Source organism: Flagellimonas pelagia, from assembly GCF_003584135.1.
GTDB lineage: Bacteria > Bacteroidota > Bacteroidia > Flavobacteriales > Flavobacteriaceae > Flagellimonas > Flagellimonas pelagia.
Window position 1 is genome coordinate 138,475 of the sequence record NZ_QXFI01000011.1, and the last position, 25,931, is coordinate 164,405.

Consider the following 25,931-nt stretch of genomic DNA (forward strand, 5'->3'; position numbering starts at 1 on the left):
GTGATGGGTTATTTAAGTTGAAATTCGGGTTCTCTGGACAAATGGCGCAACAGGATATACACCTGTGTGGGAGGCTCTGCACTTAATTGCAGCATCCATTCCCCTGTACCGCCGGGAGTATAATCCGGAGAATAATATTCCTCGGGTACATCATCGATTTTGAAGGCATCCATGGCCCTTTCAAAATCGGCATCCGTCAAAAGGCCCTTTGGGGTAAACTTATCCACCAATGCCCTTACCACTATTTCGGGGTTACTTGTATTGCTGTCGGCCGGGCCCACAGCATCCATGGCTAATGTCCTGAACTGTTCAGGATCATTTTGGAAGAAACGATCGATGTAAACTTCCATGGTCAACCAACGACCAATGATAAAATTTGTGTTGATCCAAGTTCGGTCCCGTTGCCAACCTTCCACCTCTGGAGGTTGAAAAAAGGTCTGACCTATTAGTGAACAAGAATCCACTAAATTGATGACATCCATGTCATCATAAGCGAAGTTAGTCTCCTTTATAAAGTTAAAATATATATCCGCAGGACTCTTGATGATGACCCCAATGGCGGTCTCATCAAAGAAATGCTGGCTTTTGAAAAGCTGACGGATTACCGGGGCAATATCAAAATTGTTGGAAATAAAGGTTTGGGCCAATCCATCAATGATCTGGGGGGCTATCCCGTTGCCGTCGTCACCTGTAGAATCAGGATGAACAAAAAACTCGTATAGTTTCTTGCAGATGAACCAACCTATTTCGTTTGGTCTTTGGTTGAACAATACATCGATGACATCATCATAACCCCAATTTCCAGTCTGGCCAAAAATGGTTTTATTGTCCGTATTGAATTCGGTAAGGTCGAAAGTCACTTGGGTGCAACCTTCGTCACCCCTTTCCGTATATCCGGAAAGTGCTTTTGCGGTCTCGATGATATCTTGTTCGGTATAGTTGTTGCCTTCACCCAAGGTAAAGAGCTCGTAAAGTTCACGGGCATAGTTTTCATTGGGGTTGTTACCGCGGTTCCTTACTCCATCCAAATAATAGAGCATGGCACTGGTAAGCCCAATTTCACTGGTAAAGGTCTTAAAATTGCCCAAGGCGTTCCGCTGTAGACAATTGATATAGTAATACAGAAACTGGGGACAGTTATAGGTCTCCAACTGGGTCACAAAATGGTTGCTCCAGAAGAAACTCAAGCGATCTAGTAGGCCGTTGTCCAAAAGCGCATTTCCATAAGCAGTCTTAAATTCTTCTATTTGGGCTCTTCGCATCTGCCCGGCAAGATCATCATCGGCCGGATAGTTGGCCTCTGTCCAGTCTGCCCAAGCAGGGGCGGGAATCACCGGTGTGGAAATCGCTTGGTTGACCAAGCTGTCCACAAGGGCGCTGGCAGATTGACCAACAGCAGCATTAATGGTATCAACAGAGGCACTAAAACCGAGTCTTCGGTACAAATGGGCCGCACGTAACTCATCCAAGGGAGTATTGTACGGTGCCAAAGTTGAGGAATTACAATTGATAAAGTACTCCATAGCAATGTCTGGCGTTAATTAGGTACATAGTTTTGGGGCAACTATATGTTTATGCTAATGTTGGATGTGGTTCAATTGGGCCAACAAATTACAATCTTAACGTTTCAATGTCCGTGAACTACCAAATTTTTCGACGAAATGCATATTTTTTTTTGATATTGTACATTTTGTATGGCAAAGCATAACGAATTTGGAAGATTTGGGGAGCAGAAATCCGTTGATTATCTGAGGGATAGCGGTTATGAAATCCTTGCCCAAAATTACCGTTACCTGAACGCAGAGATCGATATTATAGCAAAGAAAGAAGGTATATTGGCCATAGTGGAGGTGAAGTCAAGAAACACGGGCTTTTTGGAAGATATCGCGAGCACCATCAACCCCAAAAAAATAAAACTATTGACCCTTGCAGCCCATCAATTTATAGTTGAACATGACCTGGATTTAGAGGTACGTTTTGATGTCATCACCGTGATACAAACCGATAAAAAAATTGAAATTCAACATCTTGAAAATGCTTTCTATTATTTTTAACCGTTTGTTTGTTTTGTAACAATATGTTATTTTTGTTCAAAACTGACCTTCGATGAAAACAATATCAGCAGTAGTTGAACACTACATCAAAAAAAAACCATTCTTGCAAACGGCATTGGCCCAAGGCATTATCAACCTCACCTCACTTTCCAGACAGATCAAACCTGAAATTGCGGATGAACTGGGTAAAGACGTAAAGGACGGTGCCATTGTAATGGCCCTCAAACGGCTCTCCGACGATTTGGAGTTCCGGGCCACCCACAAAATTGTAAAAGTGCTCAAGAATATCGGCGAGATTACCGTTCGTTCCAATTTGTCCGACTATACCTTTCTGGCCTCCGATTCCATTTTGCAACAACAGGCCAAATTATTGGAAGAGGTCAATGAAAACCAAGATGTGTTCTATACTTCGTCCCGGGGGGTCAATGAGATCAATATTGTGATCAGCAACATTATGGACAGTGTGGTGGAAAAATACTTTAAGCACGAACGCTGCACCCAAAAGGCCGAAGGTCTTTCCTCCATTACCGTAAAACTGCCTGCCGAGAACGTTTCCGTTCCCGGGATCTATTACTTTATCTTTCAAAGATTGGCTTGGGAAGGTATCATACTCTATGAGGTGATCTCTACCACCAACGAGTTTACCATTTTGGTGAACGATGAGCAGGTAGATGTGGCCTTCAAGACCATCAAGGACCTGAAGTTGCTCTAAATTGTATTTCCCAACCATTGGTTTAAACTAAAATGGGAACTCCTTCGTTTTAGAAAGAGACACTTTAGGAAGGATGACCAAAAAAAGGATTCTTTACGGTTTTTTGGCCCTGTTTGCACTCTACCTGTGCTATTTGGCCTATATTTTTATACTCTCCCCCAACTCCAACCTGCAATCCATTTATCTGATTCCCAAGGATGCCGTTTTTATCATAGAATCGGAGCAGCCTGTGGAAAGTTGGCAAAAAGTAAGCGAGAGCAAAGCTTGGCAACACCTGACCAAGAACGATTACTTCGCAGAGCTTACCGAGAACATACAACGGGTGGACACCGTTTTCAATAACAACCATAAGCTGTTCGAGTTTTTTGACGGACGTTCCCTGTTCATTTCCATCCACATGATTTCACCCAAGGACTACGGCATTTTTTATGTGCTGGACCTCAAGCGTATTGCCAAGTTACAGCTCCTCAAAACCTATTTCAACACCTTGCTCAATGACGATTATATAATGAGCAAACGGAATTATCACGACCACGAAATCTTGGAAGTGCATGATCGGGAAAGCAAGGAGACCATGTATCTGGCCTTTATCAAAAACCAGTTGGTGGCTTCGTATACCCATACGTTGGTAGAGGCTTCCATAGACCAATACCAAGAACCCGTCCTGGGAAGAAACCTCAATTTTATCGAGATCAACCAAAAAGTGGGGCATGAGGATCTTTTCAGATTGTACCTCCAGTACAATTATTTTGATGACTACGTAAAACGATTTACCGACACGCCATCGGATTGGGTGCGTAGGGTAAGCGAGAATTTTCTATTCTCTGGATTTTACTTTAATCTCGACCGGAACAGTACCCTCACGGCCAATGGCTATACCAACATCAGTGCCACGAACGAGTACTATCTGGAAGCCCTTCAAAAATCGGGAACTGCCGAACGGACCATTCCCGCCATAGCGCCCAAACGTACCGCCTTGTACATCAGTTATGGGTTCGACAGCTTTGCGGAGTTCTATAAGAATTTTGAAATGGTCCAACAGAACGATCCCAAACAGTTTGAAAGTTATCAGGAAGGAATCGAGAAGGTAGAGAAATTCCTCAAAATAGACGTTAAGGAAAACTTTGTGAGTTGGATCGGGGACGAAATCGCTTTGTTGCAAATTCAGTCCCACATTTCCAAAGGAAAAAATGATATGGCCTTGGTATTAAAAGCAAATGATGCCGAAAAGGCCAAAACCAACCTCGATTTTGTGGTAGAGCAGATCCGGAAGAAGACTCCAGTAAAGTTCAAGGCCATAAAATACAAGGACTACGAGATCAATTTTCTTTCCATAAAAGGTTTTTTTAAAATGCTATTGGGCGGTAGGTTCAATGAGTTTGATAAACCTTATTTTACACAGATCGATGAATATGTGATCTTCAGCGATAATCCCAATACCCTCAAAAGTATTATTGATGATGTGGTAGAGGAAGAGACCCTTGCCAGTTCGGCGGCATTCCGGGATTTCGACAGCAAGTTTGAATCGGAATCCACCGTATTCGTGTACAGTAATGTGCCAGTCTTGTATGACAATATGTATGCCCTTGCGGATTCGGAAACCAAGCAAAAAATGAAGAAGAACAAGGATTTTCTGATTTGTTTCCCACAATTTGGGTTACAGTTGACCCCAGAGGATGACCTGTTCGAAAGTCGCTTGGTGATTAACTATCAAGATGTGGAAGAGGTGAAGAAGAATACCCAGTTCGAAGAAAAGCAACCGACACCAATCCCAACAAACCAAAATACTACTGTAGAGGAAATCACCGATGCTGTTTTCGACCTAAAACCCATTTATCCCACCGACCTGAATGCCAATTCCTTCAGCAAATTGTATGCGAACGGGACCACCAAATTTGAAGTGGACCTGAAGGATGGTCTTAAACATGGGCGTTATACCGAGTATTATCCTGATGGCACCGAAAAAATCACAGGGCGGTTCCGTAATGATGAGCAAGTGGGCACTTGGAGATACTATAACGAAGAAGGCAAACAAGTACACAAAAAACGGTTTTAGGGAATAATATCCCCATTTGTCATTTCGAACCGAGCATAACGAGTGTGAGAAATCTGCTTTCAAGGAGTTTAGATTTCTCAATCGTCGTTTCTCTCCTCATTTCGAAATGACAATAGGGCCTACTGGTCATTCTGAACGCAGTGAAGAATCTCTTTTAATGGTTGTCATGGTAGGATGAAAAAAATCCATCAACAATCATTACCTTCAAAGCCTAATTAACCAATCCTCAACATGAAACCACTTTTTCAAATTTCCCTCCTTGTAGTATTGATGGTCAACAACCCCTTGACGGCCCAAAAAATGTATTTTCCCGAAAGAAACGAAACGTGGAAAGCTGCCGAAAAAGGCCAGTTCAAGTATGATGTAAGCCAATTGTCCAAAGCAGTTGATTATGCCAATGCCAACGAATATTCTGGTTCCCGCGATTTACGGATTGCGATTTTGAATGGCTTTAAACAAGAACCCTTTCATAAAATCTTGGGGCCTACCAAAAAACGCGGGGGTCCAGCTGGGATGATCATGAAAAACGGGTATGTTTTGGCCTCTTGGGGAAATACCAAGCGGGTGGATATGACCTTTAGCGTGACCAAAAGCTTTTTGTCTACCGTAGCAGGGTTGGCCGAGGACGAAGGGCTGATTATGGACACCAAGGACAAAGTGGGCGACTATATTTGGGATGGCACCTTTGATGGGGAACACAACTCCAAGATTACCTGGGAGCATCTGTTGCAACAAAACTCCGATTGGTCCGGAGAATTATGGGGTGGCAAGGATTGGGCCGACCGCCCGCCACGGGAAGGTGGTCTGGACGACTGGAAATTCCGAAAACTGAATGAACCTGGGACCGTTATGGAATACAATGATGTTCGTGTGAATGTTTTGGCCTATTCCCTAACGCATGTGTGGCGTAAACCGGTTCCCATGATTCTGAAGGAAAAAGTAATGGATCCCATCGGGGCCACGACCACTTGGCGTTGGTTTGGGTATGACCATGCTTGGACGGAAGTGGATGGCATCCAAATGAAATCCGTTACGGGCGGGGGGCATTCTGGTGCCGGACTCTTTATCTCCACGGAGGATATGGCCCGTTTTGGGATGTTGTTCCTGAACAATGGCCAATGGAATGACCAACAATTGATCAGTGAGGGCTGGATCAAAAAGGCCACGGCACCTTCGGTGCCCAATGTGAACTATGGCTATATGTGGTGGCTCAACCAAAATGGACCTCGTCATTGGGAAGGCGTGCCCGAGCATGTATTTTACGCTGCAGGCTTTGGGGGCAATTTTATTGTGGTGGACCAAAAAACAGGCCTGCTTATCGTGACCCGCTGGTTGGAACCCTCAAAAATCGGGGAGTTTGTAAAACAGGTGTACGAGGCTTTTTGATGGATTGTCATTCCGTCCTTGACACGGAATCTCATTCGACTGTATTGTGATACTGAAATGAGTTCAGCATGACGTTTTTAAGGGTTATAAGATTTCTTGTCGCTTTGCTATCTCGAAATTGACACTTTTGGTCATTCTGAACGCAGTGAAGAATCTCACTCTATTTGAGAAGGTACAACTTTCAATGGCTCCAACACCTTCAATGCCCTTTCCACGCTGGTAATCCGGTCAAATGTCAGTAAAAGTCGCAATCCGTTCCGGGTCTGTTTTTCCTTAAGTCTAGCCTGTTGGGAGTGGCTCTGTACATATTGCAATACTTGGGTAAACACGGGGGTTTGGTAAAAATTGGATTGCTGATCGGCAATAAAGTACCCCAAGAACTTGCCTTGTTTCATCACCACTTTTTCCAAGCCAATGTGGGTGGCAATCCATTTGATCCGGACGGAATTGAGCAGATCTTGTGCCTGATCGGGAAGTTCCCCAAAACGGTCTACAAGATCGGCCTCGAATTTCTGTAGCCCTTCTTCATCTTTTACCTCATTGAGCTGAGTGTAGAGGTTCAACCGTTCCGTAATATTATTGATGTAGTCATCGGGGAAGAGCAGTTCAAAATCGGTATCCAGTTGAATGTCTTTCACATAGACCTTCTCCTTATGACCCTCTACCTCTTCATATAGCTCCTTGAACTCATTTTCCTTGAGTTCGTCAATGGCCTCGGTCAATATTTTTTGATAGGTCTCAAACCCGATTTCGTTGATGAACCCACTTTGCTCACCACCCAACAAATCTCCGGCACCTCGGATTTCAAGATCTTTCATGGCAATGTTGAACCCGCTTCCCAGATCCGTGAACTGTTCTAGGGCTTCAATACGTTTTCGGGCATCTGGGGTCATCACTTCGTACGGCGGGGTAATGAAAAAACAGAACGCTTTTTTATTGCTTCGGCCTACCCGTCCACGCATTTGGTGAAGGTCGCTCAACCCAAAGTTATTGGCATTGTTGATGAAAATGGTGTTCGCATTGGTCACGTCCAGCCCACTTTCTACAATGGTGGTGGAGACCAGCACATCAAACTCCCCGTTCATAAAGGCGAGCATGAGTTGTTCCAATTTTTTGCCCTCCATCTGCCCGTGGCCGATACCGATTTTGGCATCGGGAACCAACCGTTGGATCATTCCGGCCACTTCCTTGATGTTCTCAATGCGGTTATGGATAAAAAATACTTGTCCGCCCCGTTGGATTTCGTAGGAAACGGCATCCCGAATGATTTCTTCGTTAAATCGGATGACCTGGCTATCAATGGGGTAGCGGTTGGGGGGTGGGGTATTGATCACCGAAAGGTCGCGGGCCGCCATCAAACTGAATTGAAGCGTTCTGGGGATGGGTGTAGCCGTTAGGGTAAGCACGTCCACATTTTGTTTTATGGAACGTAGTTTTTCTTTCACGGAAACCCCGAATTTCTGCTCCTCGTCCACGATCAACAATCCCAAATCCTTGAACTGGACATTTTTGTTCACCAGTTGATGTGTACCGATGATGATATCGATTTTACCAGCGGCCAATCGCTCCAAAACATCCTTTTTCTCTTTCGCCGTTCTAAAGCGGTTGAGGTAGTCCACCGTAACGGGCATATCCTTCAAGCGCTCCTTGAACGTTCGGCTATGTTGAAAGGCCAAAATGGTAGTGGGTACCAAAATGGCCACCTGTTTGCCATTGTCCACAGCTTTAAATGCCGCCCGAATGGCCACTTCGGTCTTTCCAAAACCAACATCCCCGCAAATAAGTCGATCCATGGGACGTTCGCTCTCCATGTCCATTTTCACATCTTGGGTCGATTTTTCCTGATCGGGGGTGTCCTCGTACAGGAAGGATGCCTCTAACTCAAATTGTAAATAACTGTCGGGAGCGTATTGGAAACCTTTTTCCAAACGCCGTTTCGCATACACTTGAATAAGGTCGAAGGCAATCTGCTTGACGCGGCTCTTGGTCTTTTGCTTTAGGCTTTTCCAAGCCGCGGAACCGAGTTTGTAGATTTTGGGTGGTGCCCCGTCCTTCCCATTGTATTTGGAGATTTTATGGAGTGAGTGGATGCTGACGTACAAAATATCGCGGTCGCCATAAATCAATTTGATGGCTTCCTGTTTTTTGCCCTCCACATCTATTTTTTGGAGTCCCCCGAACTTCCCGATACCGTGGTCAATATGGGTCACGTAATCCCCAATTTCCAGTTTGTTGAGTTCCTTGAGGGTAATGGCCTGTTTCTTGGCATAGCCATTTTTAAGGTGGAACTTGTGGTACCGCTCAAAAATCTGATGGTCCGTATAGCAGGCCAGTTTCAGGTCGTCATCGATGAAACCTTGGTACAACGGAAAAACCACCGTCTGGTAGTGGACGGTATGATCCACTTCCTCAAAAATATCGTGGAAGCGTTTGGCCTGCTGCTCGGTGGAGCAGAAAATATAGTTGGTGTACCCTAGTTCCCGATTCTCGTTCAGGTTCTCGATCAACAGGTCGAACTTTTTATTAAAAGCAGGTTGAGGTTTGGTGTTGAATTGTATGATATCACTTCGACTTCGCTCAGTGACCATATTGTCTAAATTTTGAGGGCTGAGCGGAGCCGAAGCCCCAATCTCCACACATACAAAATCCTGTAGTTGGCTTTTCAGCAAAGCTGAATCCACAAAAAGCTCTTTTGGCTCTGCATGCTTGATTTCCTTGCCAAGTTTTGCAAAACTCTCTTCGGCTTTTGCAAAAAGTGTATCGGCGCGGTCATAGATCAAGGCAGGGTTCTTGGCAAAAATCACAGTTTTAGGAGAGATATATTTAAGGAAACTCTCACGTGATTCCTGCAAAAACTTGTTTTCTACATTGGGGATGATGGTAATTTTCTTCACCTTGTCCGTCGAGAGCTGGGTCTCCACATCGAACGTTCGGATGCTGTCCACCTCGTCGCCAAAAAATTCGATACGATAGGGCTCATCATGTGAAAAGGAGAATACATCCACAATGCCACCGCGAACGGAAAATTCCCCGGGCTCGGTCACAAAATCTACCCGTTTGAACTGATATTCAAAGAGCACTTCGTTCAAAAAGTCGAGAGAGAGGGTATCTTCCAGTTTTATTTTCAGGGTGTTCTTGTCCAGTTCCTTTCGGGTGACCACCTTTTCAAAAAGGGCATCTGGGTAGGTGACGATTACCGCAGGTTTTTTCCGGGAGTTGATGCGGTTCAGTACTTCTGCCCGTAGCAACACATTAGCATTGTCGGTTTCCTCAATTTGGTAAGGCCTTCGGTAGCTCCCCGGATAGAACAGCACATCGTTCTCCCCAATCAGCAATTCAAGGTCATTCAAAATGTAAGCGGCTTCTTCCTTGTCATTCAAAATCAAAAGAAAAGGGGTGTCGGCAGTCTTAAAAACCTCAGAAACTGCAAAGGTTAGGGAAGAACCCACCAGTCCTTTTACATTGATTTTTCGATTGTCATCTTGGGTGGTGTCCAGAGATAGGGCAATAGAATCCCTCAGTTTCCCTAGGGCGGGAGACTGTGCAAAGAGTTGGGAAATCGGGGCTTTGGTCAATCCAAAAACTTTGCGGCAAAGATAACCTGAAATGTTTTTAGGGAAAGCATTTTTTGAGATTTCTCGTTGCTCTCTCAATATCAATTATATTACAATGTCATTCCGTGCTTGACACGGAATCCCAATGAAAAGGAATGATGAGATGCTGAATCAAGTTCAGCATGACAATACGATGTTTGGATTTCTCGTCGCTTTGCTCTGTCGAAATGACAATTTGGAACATAGAGTCATTCTGAGCGGAGCGAAGAATCCAATTATTGTAAAAACTTTTTTGCGCCTGGACTTAGATTTGTTCTTGGTCATGTAAAAAGAGATTCTTCAAACACTTCATGTTTTCAGAATGACCATGTTGTATTCTCCGAAGAATCTAAACCTTCACTACAGTATCTTCCACAATGGCATATACCTCATCTTGTTTGGAAGGTTTTAGGGCATGGGTGCCGGTAAATTCCCCAAAAGCGGGCAAGACCATTTGGCTCTTGGACTTGAAAAAGCAGGGAAGCCTTAAATGCTGACGACCAAAGCCTTGTAATCTCACGGCAGGATGAATGTGGCCACAAAAGGTGAACAATCCTTCGCGTTCTTCGGGATGGTGGGTCAGTAAAAAGTTTTCCAAGATGAGCTCTGGGAATATTTTGACCTCGAGTTTTTCAAACTTTTCTGGGGCGATGATATCGTGGTTCCCCGATACCAAAATAATCTCAGACGGGGTTTTGGCCACCCAGTTTTCAAAAAGCTCCCATTCCTTGTTCAAGGACGAATGGAAGAGGTCGCCCAAAAAACAGATTTGGAAGGGTTGGAAATCGGACACGATTTTGTCCAACAAGACAAAATTCTTATGAATGGCCTTTCGGGGAACGGCAGCCCCGAACTTCCGGAAATGGGATACCTTCCCCAAATGCACATCACTGATGAGCAACAGGGATCTTTCTTCCCAAAAAAGGCCACCCAAAGGATGGAGGGTAAAGTTTTGTTGCTGGATGGAAATATTCATGAACTTCAAAGATACCATAGCTTAATCGGATTTGCCACAACAAAAAAGCCCCGACATTTTTGCCGGGGCTTGGAATATGATGATAAAAAGTTATCTCTTTTTAACGACCGGGATGGTCTTGGGGAATCTACCCTGAGTATACACTTTGATAAAATAAATTCCTCTTTGATAGGTTTCCATGTTGATATTGATGGACTCACTTCCTTCCGGTACATTCAACTGAACAACGGGCCTTCCCACCATGTTATAGACAATCACTTTTGCGTTTTCAGTCAATGCGCAGCCAAAAGAAACATTGACGGAGCCTACAAATGGGTTTGGATAAGCATGAGCTCTGATATGACATCCGTTTGATGGAGTATCACAACTGCCCAAGGTATCACCATGGGCCAAATGAAACTTGACTGCATGTTGCGAAACACAGATTTCTCGACCGTTATGGCACATGGTCACTTTCGGATTCCATGGGTTTGAACCACAGCTTACATCAATGACTTCCACCGTGATGGTTTCTATCATGGAACAACCATTTTCATCGGTTACGGTCACTTCATATGCTGTGGTCTCTTCTGGACAAACCGTAATGGTGTTTCCAGTTTCGCCCGTGCTCCAAACCATTTCATAAGCACCAGTTCCACCTTCAACGGAAAGCACTTCCAAAGTGGTACAACTTTGAGGTTCATACCCCAAATACACTGTTGCATCTCCAGAAGTGATCATGGTAATCATGTCAGGTTCCGTAATGGTCACTTCTGCCTCAAATTGTTGCAAAAGGGCATCATTTACCACCACGGTATACGAACCGGCCATAAGATTAGACGCCGTTTGGGTGGTCTGTCCATCGCTCCAAACATAGGTATATGGGGCAACACCTCCACTAACGGTAACGGTTGCCGTTCCATCCGCTTCGCCAAAGCAGCTTACATCGGTAGAGGTCATGGATTCAAAAGCGAAAGGTTTGAGCATCAATCGTACCGAAACGGGCAAGTGGTCCGATGTGGTACTTGCATAATCGTAATCATAGAATTCATAGTGCGATTGGGCCGAATGTTCAATGTATCGTGGTAATACTTCGTCGGTACCTGAAATATGGTCGATCATATCCTGTTCGAACACGTAGGAACGGAAACCATTTTCACTGAGTGTTGCGGTGAACACACTGTAATTTGCCGCATCGTTCACGTAATTTTCATAGGAACTTACCGTGGTTGAAGTGATATCGGCAACGGTCACATCCACATCGTCGTTGTAATCGCCCAATAGGATGAGGTTGCGGTCGGCATAGTACACATCCAAACTATCTTTCAACACTTCCACATCATACTTTCTCATATCGTAGCGCAACTGGGCATCGCTGCTTCCGTTGGCACGGGCATGTAGGGCCACAAAGTCATAGGTTTCGGTTTCCCCGTTGATGGTAATATCGGCCGTCATCAAGAAAGGCAATCGTCCACTGGCATAAAAACGGTCCGGTTCGCTGGGGTAATCTGTCAAGGCCGAAGTATCACCACCGTTGTAGTAGGGATGAATGGATTCCAACAAAACCTTGGTATCGGTGACGGTGACGGTCTCGGTGTTGTAAATGAAACCTACTTTTTGATGGACCCCTGGATCATTGGGATAGGAGACCGCAGGTGAAAGCACATAATCGTAGCCAGGCAGTTCGCTGACCATTTCCGCAAAAAGGGCATCATCGGCAATTTCTTCCACAGCCAATACATCAAGTTGTAATTCGGCTATCACAGCTTTTACACTGTCCTTTTGGATGGCATCGGAATTTGGGTCTCCCGCTGCTGGGGAGTTGCCTTCGTCGCCAAACCATTCAATATTCCAAGCGGCCACTTCCAACGTATTGGCCTTGTCCACTTCAACAGGAAGCGCTGGTGGTTCATAGTCGCCTGCACAAGCAAGGTCGGTCCTGATCCTGGGCAATAATTGATAGAGTTCATAATACCTGCCGACTACCCCTATGACCTCACCGCAGGTTTCAGGTTGGGCAAGACCCACCAAGCTTTCCACATCGCCATCTATACGCAGTTCACCGGAACCACTGGCATCGCTTACCACGTAGTTTGAGTTCCCAAACAAAAGGTCTCTGGGTTTCGGGAAGGTCACATCCACTATCCTGACCAATTCTGCTGGGTGTTGACCCATTTCGGCCAGGGTGATGTCCAAAGGAACAATCGGTTCGTTGGGTGTTCCGTTGGAAGTGACTTCGGTAACCGGACTGATCTGGATCTGTTCATTATAAGAGCTTCGCACACCCGTAATGGTGATGGAATCTCCTATCATGAATACCCCATCACCATGAACCTGCTCATCAAAAACGGCAATGGCCCCTGTTTGGTCCTGAATGTAGGCAGAGCCTGCAAACTGGTCTGTAACGGTCAGCACACCACTTATGGTCACCAATGTGCCATCACTTAAAGCACGTGCCTCGGCGATGGTAATGGGTTCTGGATTTTCGTTGCTGCCGCCCCCGCCATAGGTGCCGATGGGGAACGGTAATCCGGCCGTGTCATTTGTGGTGGTATTGTCCAAGGCATCGATACCACTGTAGGTCCAATTGTCCAAAACAAAAGTGCTTCCGTCTGGTCCTGTGCCATTTTTTCGATAGACCCAGCCATCCACATAATCCCATGCCTGGCCTGTTCCATCCACATTGATGTCCCCAAAAACATCAATTACACCGCCTTCAAAAAAGAGCTCAATGGCATCATCACCATTGATGGCAGCGGATGATGAAGTGTAGTCGGGGGCAAATCCAAAATAACTTTCAAAACCAGTACTTTCACTGGAAACGTAGATAAAGGTACCTCCTGTAACACTTACGGCAGGAAAAGTAAATTCCTCTCCATCGGTACCTCCGCCGTTATTGGCAGAACCGATTCCGTAGGCACTTAAATCCGCAATATCATTTTTAACATAGAGTTCGATGGCCTTTGGTACACCTCCGGATAGTGGTCCATCCACAACCCCTGTAATAATGAGGTCAGGACCATAGGCGCCTAAAGGAAACGGAGTGGCGGCCGTATCATTGGTAAGGGCGCCATCCATGGCATCAATACCACTAAAAATCCAATTGTCAATAACGAAAGTACTTCCATCAGGTCCGGTGTCGTCCTTGCGATAGGCCCAACCATCCACATAATCCCATGCCTCTCCGGTTCCATCCATATTGATGTCCCCAAACACATCGATTACAGAACCATTGAGAAACAATTCAATAGCATCATCACCGTTAATGGCCATGGCCCCGGAAGTATAGTTGGGTGCAAACCCGAAGTAACTTTCAAACCCTGTAGTTTCGGTGGCCACATAAATGTGTGTACCGGCAGTAACGGCATCAGCAGGAAACGTAAATTCCTCGCCATCGGTTCCGCCACCATTGTTGGCCGAACCCAAACCGTAAACGCTGAGGTCGGCAATATCTTCCAAAGCATAAAGTTCCACTCCTTTTGGAACCCCACCGGTCAATGGACCATCATAGACTCCCGTGATGATCAGACCAGCTACAATGGGCGTGCTGGAATCGGTACGGGCATCGGCAGCAACTCCTGTGGAATACATCAAACTGGCATCATAGGACCAGATTCGGTAACCATAGTTTGTATTCTCCAACAAGCCTTGGTGGTCAAATGTTGAGGCACTTCCTACATAAATTACGGTGGCCCCATTGGGCAATGTATCCCCTTCGGAATAGGTTGTTCCATCCGTTGGGGTTTCAGAAACAGTGCCACTTTCAACAGTTGCAATTATAACAGGATTGCTATCGGCATTCAAGTTCCAAGAAAGGGAAATGCTGGAAGTACCCGTTGAGGTAGCAGTAAAATTGGAAACATTGTCCACCGTGGTTGTTACCACTCCACCAAAGGTGCCGATCGGGAATGGATTGGCAGCCGTGGCGTTTTGGGTTTCATTGTCCAGGGCATCGATGCCGCTGTAGATCCAATTGTCCAACACAAAAGTGCTACCATCCGGGCCGGTCCCATTTTTACGGTAGACCCAACCATCCACATAATCCCATGCCTGTCCTGTTCCATCCACGTTGATGTCGCCGAACACATCGATCACGGAACCGTTAAAAAACAGCTCAATGGCATCGTCACCGTTAATATTGACGGCCGAATCCATGTAATTAGGAGCAAATCCGAAAAAATTAGCGAATTCCACATCTTCGGTGGCTATGTAAATAAAGGTCCCAGCAGTCACGGCATCGGCAGGAAAGGTAAATTCCTCGCCATCGGTACCACCACCGTTATTGGCAGACCCCAATCCATATTGACTTAGATCTGCAATGTCATTTTCTACATAGAGTTCCACGGCCTTGGGAATACCCCCGGTAAGGGGTCCATCCACAATTCCGGTAATTTTCAAATCTTGGGCGGAAGCGCCAAGAATAAAAGAAAAAAGAAATAGGAGAAAGTAAATTTTCTTCATAGTGTGAGGTTGTAAAGTGTTCAGGAAACTAAAATCTTAAAATTTTAATAAAATCGAATCACCCCTGAATTAAGAATACGTTAAGGGGTGGTTTTTTCGACGAACGACACTATTATCTGGATTAGGAGTGCGTTACCATGAAAACATTAAATTTTCTGTAAATCAAATTATTGAAGGAAAGGGTCTTGTAAGCTCAGAGGATTGCATCCAGGACCAGGCCGAAAGTTGTTTGGATTTGTTATGACACACAAGTATCCTTGAAGAAGGAAAACATCTTCGTTTTCTATCACGATCTTGTATCTGTAGGTGCCTTCTGAAATGTCTTCTGTTGGAAATATTTCGCCATTTGAATGATACCCATCTGTTGAAAAAACAAGCTTATTGTTGGAATTGAATATTTCAACTGTATTGTTTGGGTATAAGTAAAGGTTTTGTACAATCCAAAAATCGTTTATGCCATCACCATTAGGAGTGATTACATTAAATACTTCGATATTTTGCCTTTCCTCACCATCTGGTGGGTCTGGTAAATTGTTGACATTACCATCTATTTCACTATTACAGCAGTCAAATAGATTTTTGGAATCATCGGAACTACATCCAACAACAAAAAAGACGTAGAATAGAAAGAAAAATCTAAAAGTATAGTTCTCTATTTTGGAAACCTTCATAGGTTAAAAATACTATTTATCGTGACAACTTCGCTGTCATGCGTTTAATGCGATCGGCCAATTTTTCGTTGGACAATTTCTCCCGCAGCCGATCTGTAATGATAGGGAAGGAGAACGGAGTAGGTCTAGCGCACTGTTTCCAGACGATTTCCTGTTGAGCTATGCGCTCCAAAGCCAAACGCAAACGACCTTCCTCCAATTGGTGCTCAAAAGTTTCGGTATAAGCTTGTTGGTACAAAAGATTATCATCCTCAAAATCCTTAAATACATCGAACAACAATTCCGAACTGCTTTGCAGGTGTTTCATTTTTACCCCTTTCTCCGGATATCCGGTAAAGACCATCCCACTGATGACGGCAATATCTCGGAACTTACGTCTTGCCATTTCGTTGGAGTTCAAACTTTTTTGAAGGTCGGAAAGCATATATTCCGAAGTGAAGAGATCGTTGTCCAAAATGGACTGGATGTCAATTTTTTTATCCGAAAGCAATTCAAACCCATAATCATTGAAGGCTAGGGAACAGGTGATAGGAGTCAATAGACTGATGCGGTATGCCAAAAGACTGCTCATGCCTTCATGGATGGCGCGGCCCTCGAACGGATAAAAGATATGATGATATCCATCTGAAGTTTTAAAAGTTTCGATCAAAAATTGGTGGGGTTGGGGGACCAGACTCTCTTCCCGTTGCTTGGCAAACATCGGGGCAAGGGATTGGATTTCTGGGGATTGTTCCTCTTGCGGCAATTCTGCCGTGTACAGTTCTTGGCGGAGCAGTTCCGACATTTTAGCGGAGAAGCTCAATCGGCCTCCCATCCAACTGGGTACTTTATTGGTCCGTTTGGTGGAATTGACCACGTGGGCAGACATCCCCTTGATCCGGATGAACTCCAAATTTCTACCTGCAAATGTGAACACATCTCCCGGACTCAATTTGGAAATGAAATATTCTTCAATGCTGCCAATGTACCCGCCTTTTTGATAGCGTACCGAAATTGTGGCGTCGCCCACGATGGTCCCAATTTGAAACCGATGTCTCATGGCAACTGCTCTGCTGTTCACTACGAACCTGCCATCGTCTTCTACCTCTACTTTTTTGTATTCGTCATAACTCTTCAAGCTTTGACTGCCCATCACCAAAAAATTGAGGAGCCACTGCCATTGTTCTTCCGAAAGGGCCTGATAGCAAAAGGTCTGTTTTACTTCCTGATACATTTCATCTGGATAAAACCCATCCGAAACCGCCAAACTGGTAAGATATTGAATGAGCACATCAAAACTGTTCAGGTAAGGAATCCGATCTTCCACGGCATGGTGGAGTACCGCTTTTTGCATGGCCGAAGCTTCTATAAGTTCCATAGCGTGGGTGGGCAAAAAATGGATTACACTTTCCTTGCCGGGTCTGTGACCGCTTCGCCCAGCACGCTGCAGAAATCGGGCCACCCCTTTTGGTCCTCCGATCTGTACTACGGTTTCCACGGGGGCAAAGTCCACACCAAGGTCCAAGCTGGAAGTACACACCACGGCTCTTAGACTTTCATTACGGATGGCCTGCTCCACCCAAAGTCGAGTCTCTTTGTTGATGCTGCCATGATGCATGGCCAGTTCCCCTGCATATTCCGGGTGTTGCTCCAATATTTTTTGAAACCAGATTTCACACTGGCTTCGGGTGTTGGTAAAAAGTAGGGTGGTTTTGCTATTATTGATGATTGGGATAACGTTTTCCAAAAGATGCAATCCCAAATGGCCCCGCCACGGAAAGGTTTCCATTTCCTCTGGAATGATACTTTTGACCGTGATTTTCTTGATGATCTCGGCCTTGATCAAAACCGAGTTTTCCAGTTCTTTGGAGGTGGGTCCCAGAAGCACTTCCCTCGCCTGTTCCAGATTGCCAATAGTAGCCGATATGCCCCATATTCGGAGGTTCTTGCAAACGGATTTCAATCGGGATAGGCCCAATTCCATCTGAACGCCCCGTTTAGTCCCCAAAAGTTCGTGCCACTCGTCCACCACAATGGCGGTGCAATCCTTAAAAAGTTTGGCGTACCCTTTGGAAGAGAGCAGCAGATGCAGACTTTCGGGGGTGGTGATCAAAAGATCGGGCATAGTATTCCGTTGTTTGGCCCGTTCTTTCGTTGAGGTATCCCCGGTTCGTATGCCCACGGTCATTTGGGTGCCCAGATCTTGGGTGATGCGTTCGGCGGATTGTTTAATTTCTTGGGAAAGTGCCCGCAATGGTGTGATCCAAACCGCTTTCAGTCCCTTTTTGTGCTTGGTTCTATAATCGGGATGGTTTTGGATGTAATCCAACACAATGGGAAACCAAAGGGCATAGGTCTTGCCACTTCCGGTCGGAGCGTTCAAAAGGCCGTGTTTGCCTTCCAGAAAAGCAGCCCAGGTCTGTTTTTGGAAGGGAAAAGGTTCCCATTTTTGTTCATGGAACCAATTTTCGGCTATATGGAAGAGTTCGTTTTGGTGCAGTTCCCGTAGTACTTTGGATTGAAAAATACGAATTTCTTTCAAGGGTTTGTACCCACCTTTTTGCGATAAGATTTATATTTGTGCCACAAAATTTGAAATATGCCAATTTTAGATCTTTACGAGCACGGAGACCACAGGAAAAACTTGGCCCATTTTGCCACTTTGGCAAGTTTGGCCGCCATTGATGGAGAGATCAACCCCAAGGAAAAAGCAATCTTGGAAAAATTTGCCTTCAAACTCAATATTACCGAAGAGGAAATCAAGGAGGTCATGAAGAAGGATAACAAATATCCTATTGAGACACCGCACAGTGGCGAGAAAAGATATAAAAGGCTGTTCGAGTTTTTTCAGATCATATTTTCCGACCACGATATTGATGAAGGAGAACGCAAAATGGTTGAAAGGTATGCTATCGGTTTGGGATTTTCGCCTAAAAAGGCCACCGAAATCATCGATAAATCCATTAAAATCTTTACGGGAAAAATTCCTTTTGAGGATTATTTCGAATTGGTAAAAAGAGAGAGCTAAGATTTGGCCCTGGCCATAAACTCCTCTGCCTTTTCCACCATTTTTTTACTTCCACAGAAAAACGGTACCCGTTCATGTAACTCCGTAGGTTGAATGTCCATGATAGGGTTGAACCCGTTACTGGCCTTGCCGTTGGCCTGTTCCGCTAAAAAAGCCATGGGATTGCATTCATAGAGCAAGCGCAGTTTTCCATTATGTGCCTTATCGCTCTTTGGGTAGATATAAATACCCCCTTTGATCATGTTACGGTGAAAGTCTGATACCAAAGAGCCGATATATCTTGAAGTGTAGGGGCGGTCGTCCTCTTCCATTTGGCAGTATTTGATGTAATCCTTCACGCCTTGGGGAAAATGGATGTAATTGCCTTCGTTCAAGGAATAGATCTTGCCTGTTTCCGGAAACTGCATGTTGGGATGGGATAAATAAAAAGTACCCAAGGCCGGGTTCAAGGTAAAACCGTTCACGCCATCCCCTGTGGTATAGACCAACATGGTCGAAGTGCCATAAATGATGTAGCCTGCTGCGATTTGGTTTCTTCCCGGTTGTAGAAAATCTTCAAGGGTGACAGGTGTTCCCACGGGAGTGACCCTCCGGTATATGGAAAAAATAGTCCCAACGGAAACGTTCACATCAATATTGGAGGATCCATCCAAAGGATCGATCAACACAATGTATTTGTTCTGGTGTTGTTTGTCAAAACTGTTGATGCTGATAAAGTCATCTTCTTCCTCTGAAGCAATACCACAGACAATTTCCCTATTTTTTAAAGTTTGGATGAACTTTTCATTGGCCAACACATCCAATTTTTGTTGGTTTTCACCCTGTACATTGGTCTCCCCGGCAGAACCGATGATGTCCACCAAGCCTGCTTTGTTCACTTCATGGTTGACCACTTTGGCCGCCAAACGGATGCCGTTCAGCAGTCTGGAAAGTTCTCCGGAGGTATATTGAAATGAGTTTTGGTTGGCAATGATGAATTCACCTAGGGTGCGGTGCTGCTTGTCAAACATGGAAGGCTGTTTTATTTAAGGACAAATATCGTGCATTTTGTGAAACTATAACGTTTTCGATAAAGATAAGTTTTAGAATTTTATAACTTTGAGTTTTATTTGTAACAATTATGGAGTTTACAATAAGGGATGCTCGACCCGAAGATATGGAGCATGTTTTGGCTTTGATCCAACAATTAGCCGATTTTGAAAAAGAACCCGACGCCGTTGAGGTTACCAAGGACGATTTGGTGAAGCATGGCTTCGGGGACCAAAGGATGTTCCATTGCTTTGTGGCCGAAACGGATGAAGGTATTTCTGGGATAGCTTTGGTGTATCCACGTTATTCTACTTGGAAAGGACCTGCCATCCATCTGGAGGATTTGATCGTGTCGGAAAATATGAGGGGAAGTGGTCTGGGAACGGCCCTGTTGGATGAGGTGGTGCGCTATGGGCACTCACTTGGGGTAAAGCGAATCTGCTGGGAAGTGTTGGATTGGAATGAGCCTGCGATTGAATTTTATGAGAAAAAAGGGGCCAATGTACTACGCGATTGGGATGTGGTACAATTGGACGAAAACGGAATTAAAAATTATATGGAAAGCCTGAATTGAGCTTTTCAACAGACAAGCATAAAAAAATGAGAGTTTTTAAGTTTGGGGGAGCATCTGTGAAAGATGCCGATGCCGTAAGGAATGTGGTGAGTGTGCTGAAGGAGGTGGGGTATATGGACACCTTGGTTGTGATATCGGCCATGGGCAAGACCACCAATGCGATGGAAAAGGTCGTGGAATCCTATTTTTACGATAAAAATGAACTCAATGCCTCCATTCAAGAGGTGGTGGACTACCACGAAGGGATTCTGTCCGGGCTGTTCGAAAATCCGAACCATCCCATTTACGACAAGATAAAATTGCTGTTTGATGAAGTGAAGGGTTTTTTGGCCTGGAACAAATCCCCAAAATATGCTTTTGTATACGATCAGGTGGTTTGTTATGGAGAATTGCTGTCCACAACCATTGTGAGCGCCTATCTGAATGAAGTTGGGGTTTCCAATACCTGGTTGGATGTACGCACCATGATCAAGACCGATAATACCTACCGCGACGCCCAAATCAATTGGGAACGCACCCAGCAGGAGGTCGTGGCCAGGGTAGATATGTCCAAACTGAACATCACCCAAGGTTTTTTGGGAAGTGATGATAATAATTTTACCACTACATTGGGCAGGGAAGGGTCGGATTATACCGCGGCCATTTTGGCCTATTGTCTCAATGCCGAGTCCGTAACCATTTGGAAGGATGTGCCTGGTGTCCTGAACGCCGATCCCCGAAATTTTGAAAAGGCAGAGTTGTTGGAACAGATATCCTATCGTGAAGCCATTGAGCTGGCCTTTTACGGAGCATCAGTAATCCACCCCAAAACCTTGCAGCCTTTACAGCGTAAAGAGATACCCCTGCACGTAAAATCATTTGTGAACCCTATGGACATGGGGACCACCGTGGGCAAAGGAATCGGGATTGTGCCCAAAATACCTTGTTTCATCGTTAAAAAGAACCAAGTGTTGTTAAAACTTTCCTCCTTGGATTTTTCATTCATTGTGGAAGACAACATCAGTGAAATCTTTAAACTGTTCCACGATCATAGATTGAAGGTGGATCTTATCCAAAATTCGGCCATTAGTTTTTCCGTTTGCTTGGACAACAAGTTCAAGGGATTAGAGCCCTTGTTGGAAGAATTGAAAAAGAAATTCAAAGTGGTCTGCCATGAAGATGTTTCCCTGTACACCATACGCCATTTTGATGAGCAAGCGGTGAAATCCCTTCAAAACGGAAAGTCGGTTCTGGTGGAGCAACGCGGCAAGGAAACCGTGCAATTGGTTGTGCAATAACGCTTTATCCTTATTCTTGATGCAACGGGGCCAGTAATTGTAATTTTCTATCTTTACGCCTAGCTAAAGAAGAAACTACATGGGCTTGGTTACTGCAAAGGAGGTTGCAAAAGTGATTCATCTGGACAAGTATGGCTTTTTGGGCACTTTTGTGGGCTGGCTTTTGATGGTGGCCACTAGGATCACTACGATTAACAGGTTCTACAACAAGAACAAAGACCTCCCAGGCCCCGAATTTTTGGACGCCATCCTGGACCATTATGAAATCGATTTTGAAATTCCGGAAGAGGATATCAAAAGGCTACCCAAAACGGGTCCGTACATCACCATCAGCAATCATCCCTTGGGTGGGATTGATGGTGTTTTGTTGCTGAAACTTTTGTTGAACGAGCGTCCGGATTATAAGATCATAGCCAATTTTTTGTTGCATAGGATCGAACCCCTGAAGCCTTTTATTATGCCGGTGAACCCTTTTGAAAGCCATAAGGATGCCAAGAGCAGCATAACAGGTTTCAAGAATGCCCTAAAACACTTGCAGGACGGTCATCCATTGGGCATATTCCCTGCCGGGGAAGTTTCTACCTATCGAGATGGGAAATTGGTAGTGGACAGGCCGTGGGAAGAGGCAGCCATCAAATTGATCCGCAAAGCCGAAGTGCCGGTTGTACCCATTTATTTTCACGCCCGCAACAGTCGACTTTTCTATACCTTATCCAAAATGAACGATGTGTTCCGAACGGCCAAATTGCCTTCGGAATTGACCTCTCAAAGCATGCGTCCCATCAAGGTGAGGATTGGGCAACCCATATCGGTTGCTGCCCAACAAGAGGAGGAGACCTTGGAATCCTTCACCGAACTGTTGCGCAAGAAAACCTATCTCTTGGCCAATGTTTTTGAAAAGGAACGCTTGATCGATAAGGTGCCCACCTCTTTGAAGATACCCAAACCTCCCAAGAAAATTGCCACACCCATCAGTACGAAGGTGTTGGAAGGTGAAATAAAGCGATTGCGTGAAAAAGACTGTCGTGTGTTGCAGAGCAAGAACTATGAGGTCTTCTTGGCCAAACAGAAAGACATGCCTTTTTGCCTCAACGAGATTGGAAGACAGCGCGAGATCACGTTTCGTGAAGTGGGAGAGGGGACGAACAATGCCATAGATTTGGATAAATTCGATTCCTATTACCACCATCTTTTTCTATGGGACGATGATGAGAAGACCATTGTTGGGGCGTACCGAATGGGATTGGGCTCCGAAATCTTCAAAAAGTACGGTATCGATGGGTTTTATCTCCAAGACCTTTTCCGTTTTGAGCCTGAACTTTACGGTATGATGGAAAAATCCATCGAAATGGGTAGGGCCTATATCGTAAAGGAATACCAACAAAAACCGATGCCTTTGTTCTTGCTTTGGAAGGGCATCGTGCATACCACCTTAAGGCATCCGGAGCATAAATATTTGATCGGGGGCGTGAGCATCAGCAACCAGTTCTCCAATTTCTCCAAGTCCTTGATGATCGAGTTTATGAAATCAAACTATTGGGATCCTTACGTGGCCCAATACATTCGTCCTAAAAAAGAATTCAAGGTAAAACTGAACGATGCCGACAAGGAGTTCATTTTTGATGAGACCCAAGCTGACCTGAACAAATTTGACAAGCTCATTAGCGAGGTGGAACCCGGGAGTTTGCGATTGCCCGTATTGATTAAAAAATACATCAAACAGAACGCCAAGGTGGTCGCGTTCAATGTGGACCCCTTGTTCAACAATTCTGTGGACGGGCTCATGTACATCCGCATAGCCGATTTACCGGAAAGCACGGTAAAACCGGTCATGGAAGAGTTCCAGGCCGAATTGGAGCGAAAAATGGCCGAAGGGATTACCAATCCAGAGGATTTGACTTAGTCCATCAGTTCCTCTTTCACGAAATCATGGCAGAATTCCTTGATTTGGTCCCTTGTTTCACGAAATGCCTCCACAATTTCTTTATCTGTTCCCTTTACTTTTGATGGGTCTGGAAAATTTTGATGCACCCGAATGGCATTTTTGGATGGGATGAAAGGGCAATGTTCCCTGGCATGATCGCACACGGTGATAATGAAATCCCATTCAATTCCCTGATATTCGTCCACATGATTGGAGGTGTGGTGAGAGATGTCCACGTTGTCCTCTTTCATGATTTCAACGGCCATGGGGTTCAGACCATGGGTCTCGATTCCCGCGCTGTAAATGTTGGCCAATTTATTCTGAAAATGGTTCAGATAGCCATGGGCCATTTGGCTTCTACAAGAGTTTCCGGTACAGAGTACCAATACGTTTTTCATAGTTTTTTTGATTGATGTTCAATTTGTTCCGATGACATTGCTCCGCTTTTCAAATAAAAGGTTGTCCTTCCATTCATCGTGAAGCTTGCCTACCCGTTCACGTTTGCCAATATAGCGAAAACCCACTTGCTCATGTAGCTGTACGCTTGCTTTATTTTCAGGAAAAATACCGGATTGCAAAGTCCAGTATCCTGCCTGTTCACTTTCGGTTATCAAGCGTTGCATAAGCATTTTGCCAACTCCTTTGCCGCGACTTTGGGCCGCGATGTAGACACTCACCTCTCCAACTCCTCCATAAACACATCTACTTGAGACAGGGGAGAGGGCGGCCCATCCCAAAATGGTCTCGTTCTCCTCGGCAACCAATCGGCAGTGGTCGGTATGTGATTTATCCCAATGTTCATAACTGGGAATCTGGGTTTCAAATGTGGCAAATCCAGTGGCTATTCCTTCGGCATAGATTTGGGACACTTGTTCCCAATCGGAAGGCCGCATGTTTCGAATGGTCATGATGATAGGATTAACAACAACCGGATCCAGGTGTGCAACAGGCTTCTTTTTCTATCTCGGCCACCGTTGGGACAACCCCACAGGTTTCCTTGGCCTTACAGTCGGTTTTTTCTACGGAGAGCTTCATGATCAACGAGGTTTCATCCAAATCAAAATCGTTTACAAAAAGCTGGGCAGTGTGAAAATGGTCATTGCTGTATTCAAATTTGATTTCCGTGTCCTTGTCCATAGGTTTGATCTTATCCACTTTGTTCAGGATGCCCAATGCCTTGTAGGTGGACATGAATTCGGTTTTCTCTTTTTCTTTTGGACTTTCCCACAGTTGTACAATGGTCTCCTTCCAAAAATCGGTCCCGGCCCCACAATCCACAGAGTCTATGGTAATGTTTTTCACTTCTGTGATGTGGTAATTGGCCCCAACGAGTTGATCAGGAGCATACTCGAAAAGCAGGCTTTTGTTCTGATGTTGTTTTAAAAGGGATAAAAATTCAGATGTTTTCATGGTTAACAACAATTACGGTTAATATTGGAAAAGAACAGGTGGAAGGTTTGTTGAAGTTCTTCCCATCGTTCCTGGTCGATACAATAACATAGGTTTTTGCCCTCAAAGGTTCCCTTGAGCAGCCCAATTTTTTTAATCTCGTTCAGATGCTGGGAAATGGTGGGCTGGGACAGACCAATGATATCCACCAGATCGGTACAGATGCAGGCATCTTGCTTACTGATATATTCCAGAATGGCCACGCGGGCAGGGTGTGCCAAAACTTTTGCGATTTTGGCAAGGTCATTCTGCTTGGTGGTGAACATATAGGTCTTGGTCAATCCCATTTTAATGTATTTTAATATTGCAATATTACGATGATATGTTGAAATAAAAAAGCCAGAAAGGAAATTAACTGGCTTTTGTTGTTTTTAAAGACTTTTGAACCAGTTTTGGAAATGCTCCCCTAAAAGGAACACTGGTTTTTGGTTTCCATTGATCGCGCCCACAAGACTAACGATCCATAGAATGAAGGGGAAAATCCAAGCTACCAGATTGATTACGGGTATAATTCCCAGTACAAAACCTAATAGCATGATGCCCAAGACTTGTCTTATGTAAAAGGAGCCAAGTTCAGATTTATTACTGCTATTCATAATAATGGCAATGATCCAACCGATTAAGGTAAGGTGGGCAACTATAGCTACAGTTTTTCCACTTTCAGGATTTTTTGGGTCAAAGGCTTGTTTTACATCTTCCTTAAACTCTTTTGCAGCCTCTTCGGCTTTGTCGCCAAAGTCTTTGTTTTCTTCAGACATGGTTTTATATGTGTTGGTTAATGAG

At 44.8% G+C, this 25,931-nt stretch carries 20 protein-coding genes; 8 read left to right on the forward strand and 12 right to left on the reverse strand.

Features of this window, described 5'->3' with window-relative positions:
• Positions 1-8: 8 nt before the first annotated feature.
• Positions 9-1,523, reverse strand: a complete 1,515-nt coding sequence (locus D2V05_RS03845; RefSeq protein ID WP_119646227.1) for a DUF1800 domain-containing protein — start codon at positions 1,521-1,523, stop codon at positions 9-11.
• Positions 1,524-1,694: 171 nt separating this feature from the next.
• Here D2V05_RS03845 and D2V05_RS03850 point away from each other — a divergent pair, with 171 nt between their 5' ends.
• The 4 genes from D2V05_RS03850 to D2V05_RS03865 all read left to right on the forward strand — a co-directional run bounded on the left by D2V05_RS03850 (position 1,695) and on the right by D2V05_RS03865 (position 6,208).
• Positions 1,695-2,054, forward strand: a complete 360-nt coding sequence (locus tag D2V05_RS03850) for a YraN family protein (RefSeq protein WP_119646228.1) — start codon at positions 1,695-1,697, stop codon at positions 2,052-2,054.
• Between the two features lie 52 nt (positions 2,055-2,106).
• Complete coding sequence (locus D2V05_RS03855) at positions 2,107-2,766, forward strand: aspartate kinase (RefSeq protein ID WP_119638869.1); 660 nt, start codon at positions 2,107-2,109, stop codon at positions 2,764-2,766.
• A 73-nt stretch (positions 2,767-2,839) separates the two neighbouring features.
• Entirely contained in the window at positions 2,840-4,822 is a 1,983-nt protein-coding gene (locus D2V05_RS03860) for a DUF3352 domain-containing protein (RefSeq protein ID WP_119646229.1), read from the forward strand.
• Positions 4,823-5,053: 231 nt separating this feature from the next.
• Positions 5,054-6,208, forward strand: coding sequence for a serine hydrolase domain-containing protein (locus D2V05_RS03865; protein ID WP_119646230.1), 1,155 nt, complete (start codon positions 5,054-5,056; stop codon positions 6,206-6,208).
• Between the two features lie 155 nt (positions 6,209-6,363).
• Here D2V05_RS03865 and mfd read toward each other — a convergent pair whose 3' ends face one another.
• The 5 genes from mfd to D2V05_RS03890 form a co-directional block, all read right to left on the reverse strand.
• Positions 6,364-9,783, reverse strand: a complete 3,420-nt coding sequence (gene mfd / locus D2V05_RS03870; RefSeq protein WP_119646270.1) for a transcription-repair coupling factor — start codon at positions 9,781-9,783, stop codon at positions 6,364-6,366.
• 367 nt (positions 9,784-10,150) lie between these two features.
• The gene (gene pdeM / locus D2V05_RS03875; RefSeq protein WP_235855379.1) at positions 10,151-10,795 is read right to left on the reverse strand and encodes a ligase-associated DNA damage response endonuclease PdeM; all 645 of its coding nucleotides are present in this window, start codon (positions 10,793-10,795) and stop codon (positions 10,151-10,153) included.
• 72 nt (positions 10,796-10,867) lie between these two features.
• A complete protein-coding gene (locus D2V05_RS19790; RefSeq protein ID WP_235855380.1) occupies positions 10,868-15,217 on the reverse strand; it encodes a T9SS type A sorting domain-containing protein in 4,350 nt (1,449 codons plus the stop codon).
• Between the two features lie 167 nt (positions 15,218-15,384).
• Positions 15,385-15,888, reverse strand: coding sequence for a T9SS type B sorting domain-containing protein (locus D2V05_RS03885; RefSeq protein ID WP_119646231.1), 504 nt, complete (start codon positions 15,886-15,888; stop codon positions 15,385-15,387).
• A 16-nt stretch (positions 15,889-15,904) separates the two neighbouring features.
• Complete coding sequence (locus D2V05_RS03890) at positions 15,905-18,367, reverse strand: ligase-associated DNA damage response DEXH box helicase (protein WP_119646273.1); 2,463 nt, start codon at positions 18,365-18,367, stop codon at positions 15,905-15,907.
• A 99-nt stretch (positions 18,368-18,466) separates the two neighbouring features.
• Here D2V05_RS03890 and D2V05_RS03895 point away from each other — a divergent pair, with 99 nt between their 5' ends.
• Entirely contained in the window at positions 18,467-18,895 is a 429-nt protein-coding gene (locus tag D2V05_RS03895; RefSeq protein WP_119638866.1) for a tellurite resistance TerB family protein, read from the forward strand.
• Here the strand turns inward: D2V05_RS03895 and fbp are convergent.
• The gene (gene fbp / locus D2V05_RS03900; RefSeq protein WP_119646232.1) at positions 18,892-19,905 is read right to left on the reverse strand and encodes a class 1 fructose-bisphosphatase; all 1,014 of its coding nucleotides are present in this window, start codon (positions 19,903-19,905) and stop codon (positions 18,892-18,894) included. The two genes, D2V05_RS03895 and fbp, sit on opposite strands and share 4 nt — an antisense overlap.
• A 110-nt stretch (positions 19,906-20,015) precedes the next feature.
• Between fbp and D2V05_RS03905 the strand changes: the two genes are divergently transcribed.
• The 3 genes from D2V05_RS03905 (at position 20,016) to D2V05_RS03915 (ending at position 23,678) form a co-directional block, all read left to right on the forward strand.
• Complete coding sequence (locus D2V05_RS03905) at positions 20,016-20,498, forward strand: GNAT family N-acetyltransferase (RefSeq protein WP_119646233.1); 483 nt, start codon at positions 20,016-20,018, stop codon at positions 20,496-20,498.
• A 26-nt stretch (positions 20,499-20,524) separates the two neighbouring features.
• Complete coding sequence (locus D2V05_RS03910) at positions 20,525-21,775, forward strand: aspartate kinase (RefSeq protein ID WP_119646234.1); 1,251 nt, start codon at positions 20,525-20,527, stop codon at positions 21,773-21,775.
• A gap of 79 nt (positions 21,776-21,854) precedes the next feature.
• Positions 21,855-23,678, forward strand: a complete 1,824-nt coding sequence (locus D2V05_RS03915) for a GNAT family N-acyltransferase (RefSeq protein ID WP_119646235.1) — start codon at positions 21,855-21,857, stop codon at positions 23,676-23,678.
• Here the strand turns inward: D2V05_RS03915 and D2V05_RS03920 are convergent.
• The 5 genes from D2V05_RS03920 to D2V05_RS03940 all read right to left on the reverse strand — a co-directional run bounded on the left by D2V05_RS03920 (position 23,675) and on the right by D2V05_RS03940 (position 25,906).
• The gene (locus tag D2V05_RS03920; protein WP_119646236.1) at positions 23,675-24,097 is read right to left on the reverse strand and encodes an arsenate reductase ArsC; all 423 of its coding nucleotides are present in this window, start codon (positions 24,095-24,097) and stop codon (positions 23,675-23,677) included. The two genes, D2V05_RS03915 and D2V05_RS03920, sit on opposite strands and share 4 nt — an antisense overlap.
• An 18-nt stretch (positions 24,098-24,115) precedes the next feature.
• Positions 24,116-24,607: a GNAT family N-acetyltransferase gene (locus D2V05_RS03925; RefSeq protein WP_119646237.1), complete on the reverse strand. Its 492-nt coding sequence runs from the start codon at positions 24,605-24,607 to the stop codon at positions 24,116-24,118.
• Positions 24,608-24,617: 10 nt separating this feature from the next.
• Positions 24,618-25,109: a DUF6428 family protein gene (locus D2V05_RS03930; RefSeq protein WP_119646238.1), complete on the reverse strand. Its 492-nt coding sequence runs from the start codon at positions 25,107-25,109 to the stop codon at positions 24,618-24,620.
• A gap of 2 nt (positions 25,110-25,111) precedes the next feature.
• Positions 25,112-25,435, reverse strand: coding sequence for an ArsR/SmtB family transcription factor (locus D2V05_RS03935; protein WP_119638857.1), 324 nt, complete (start codon positions 25,433-25,435; stop codon positions 25,112-25,114).
• Between the two features lie 84 nt (positions 25,436-25,519).
• Complete coding sequence (locus tag D2V05_RS03940) at positions 25,520-25,906, reverse strand: YtxH domain-containing protein (RefSeq protein ID WP_119646239.1); 387 nt, start codon at positions 25,904-25,906, stop codon at positions 25,520-25,522.
• Positions 25,907-25,931: the final 25 nt, after the last annotated feature.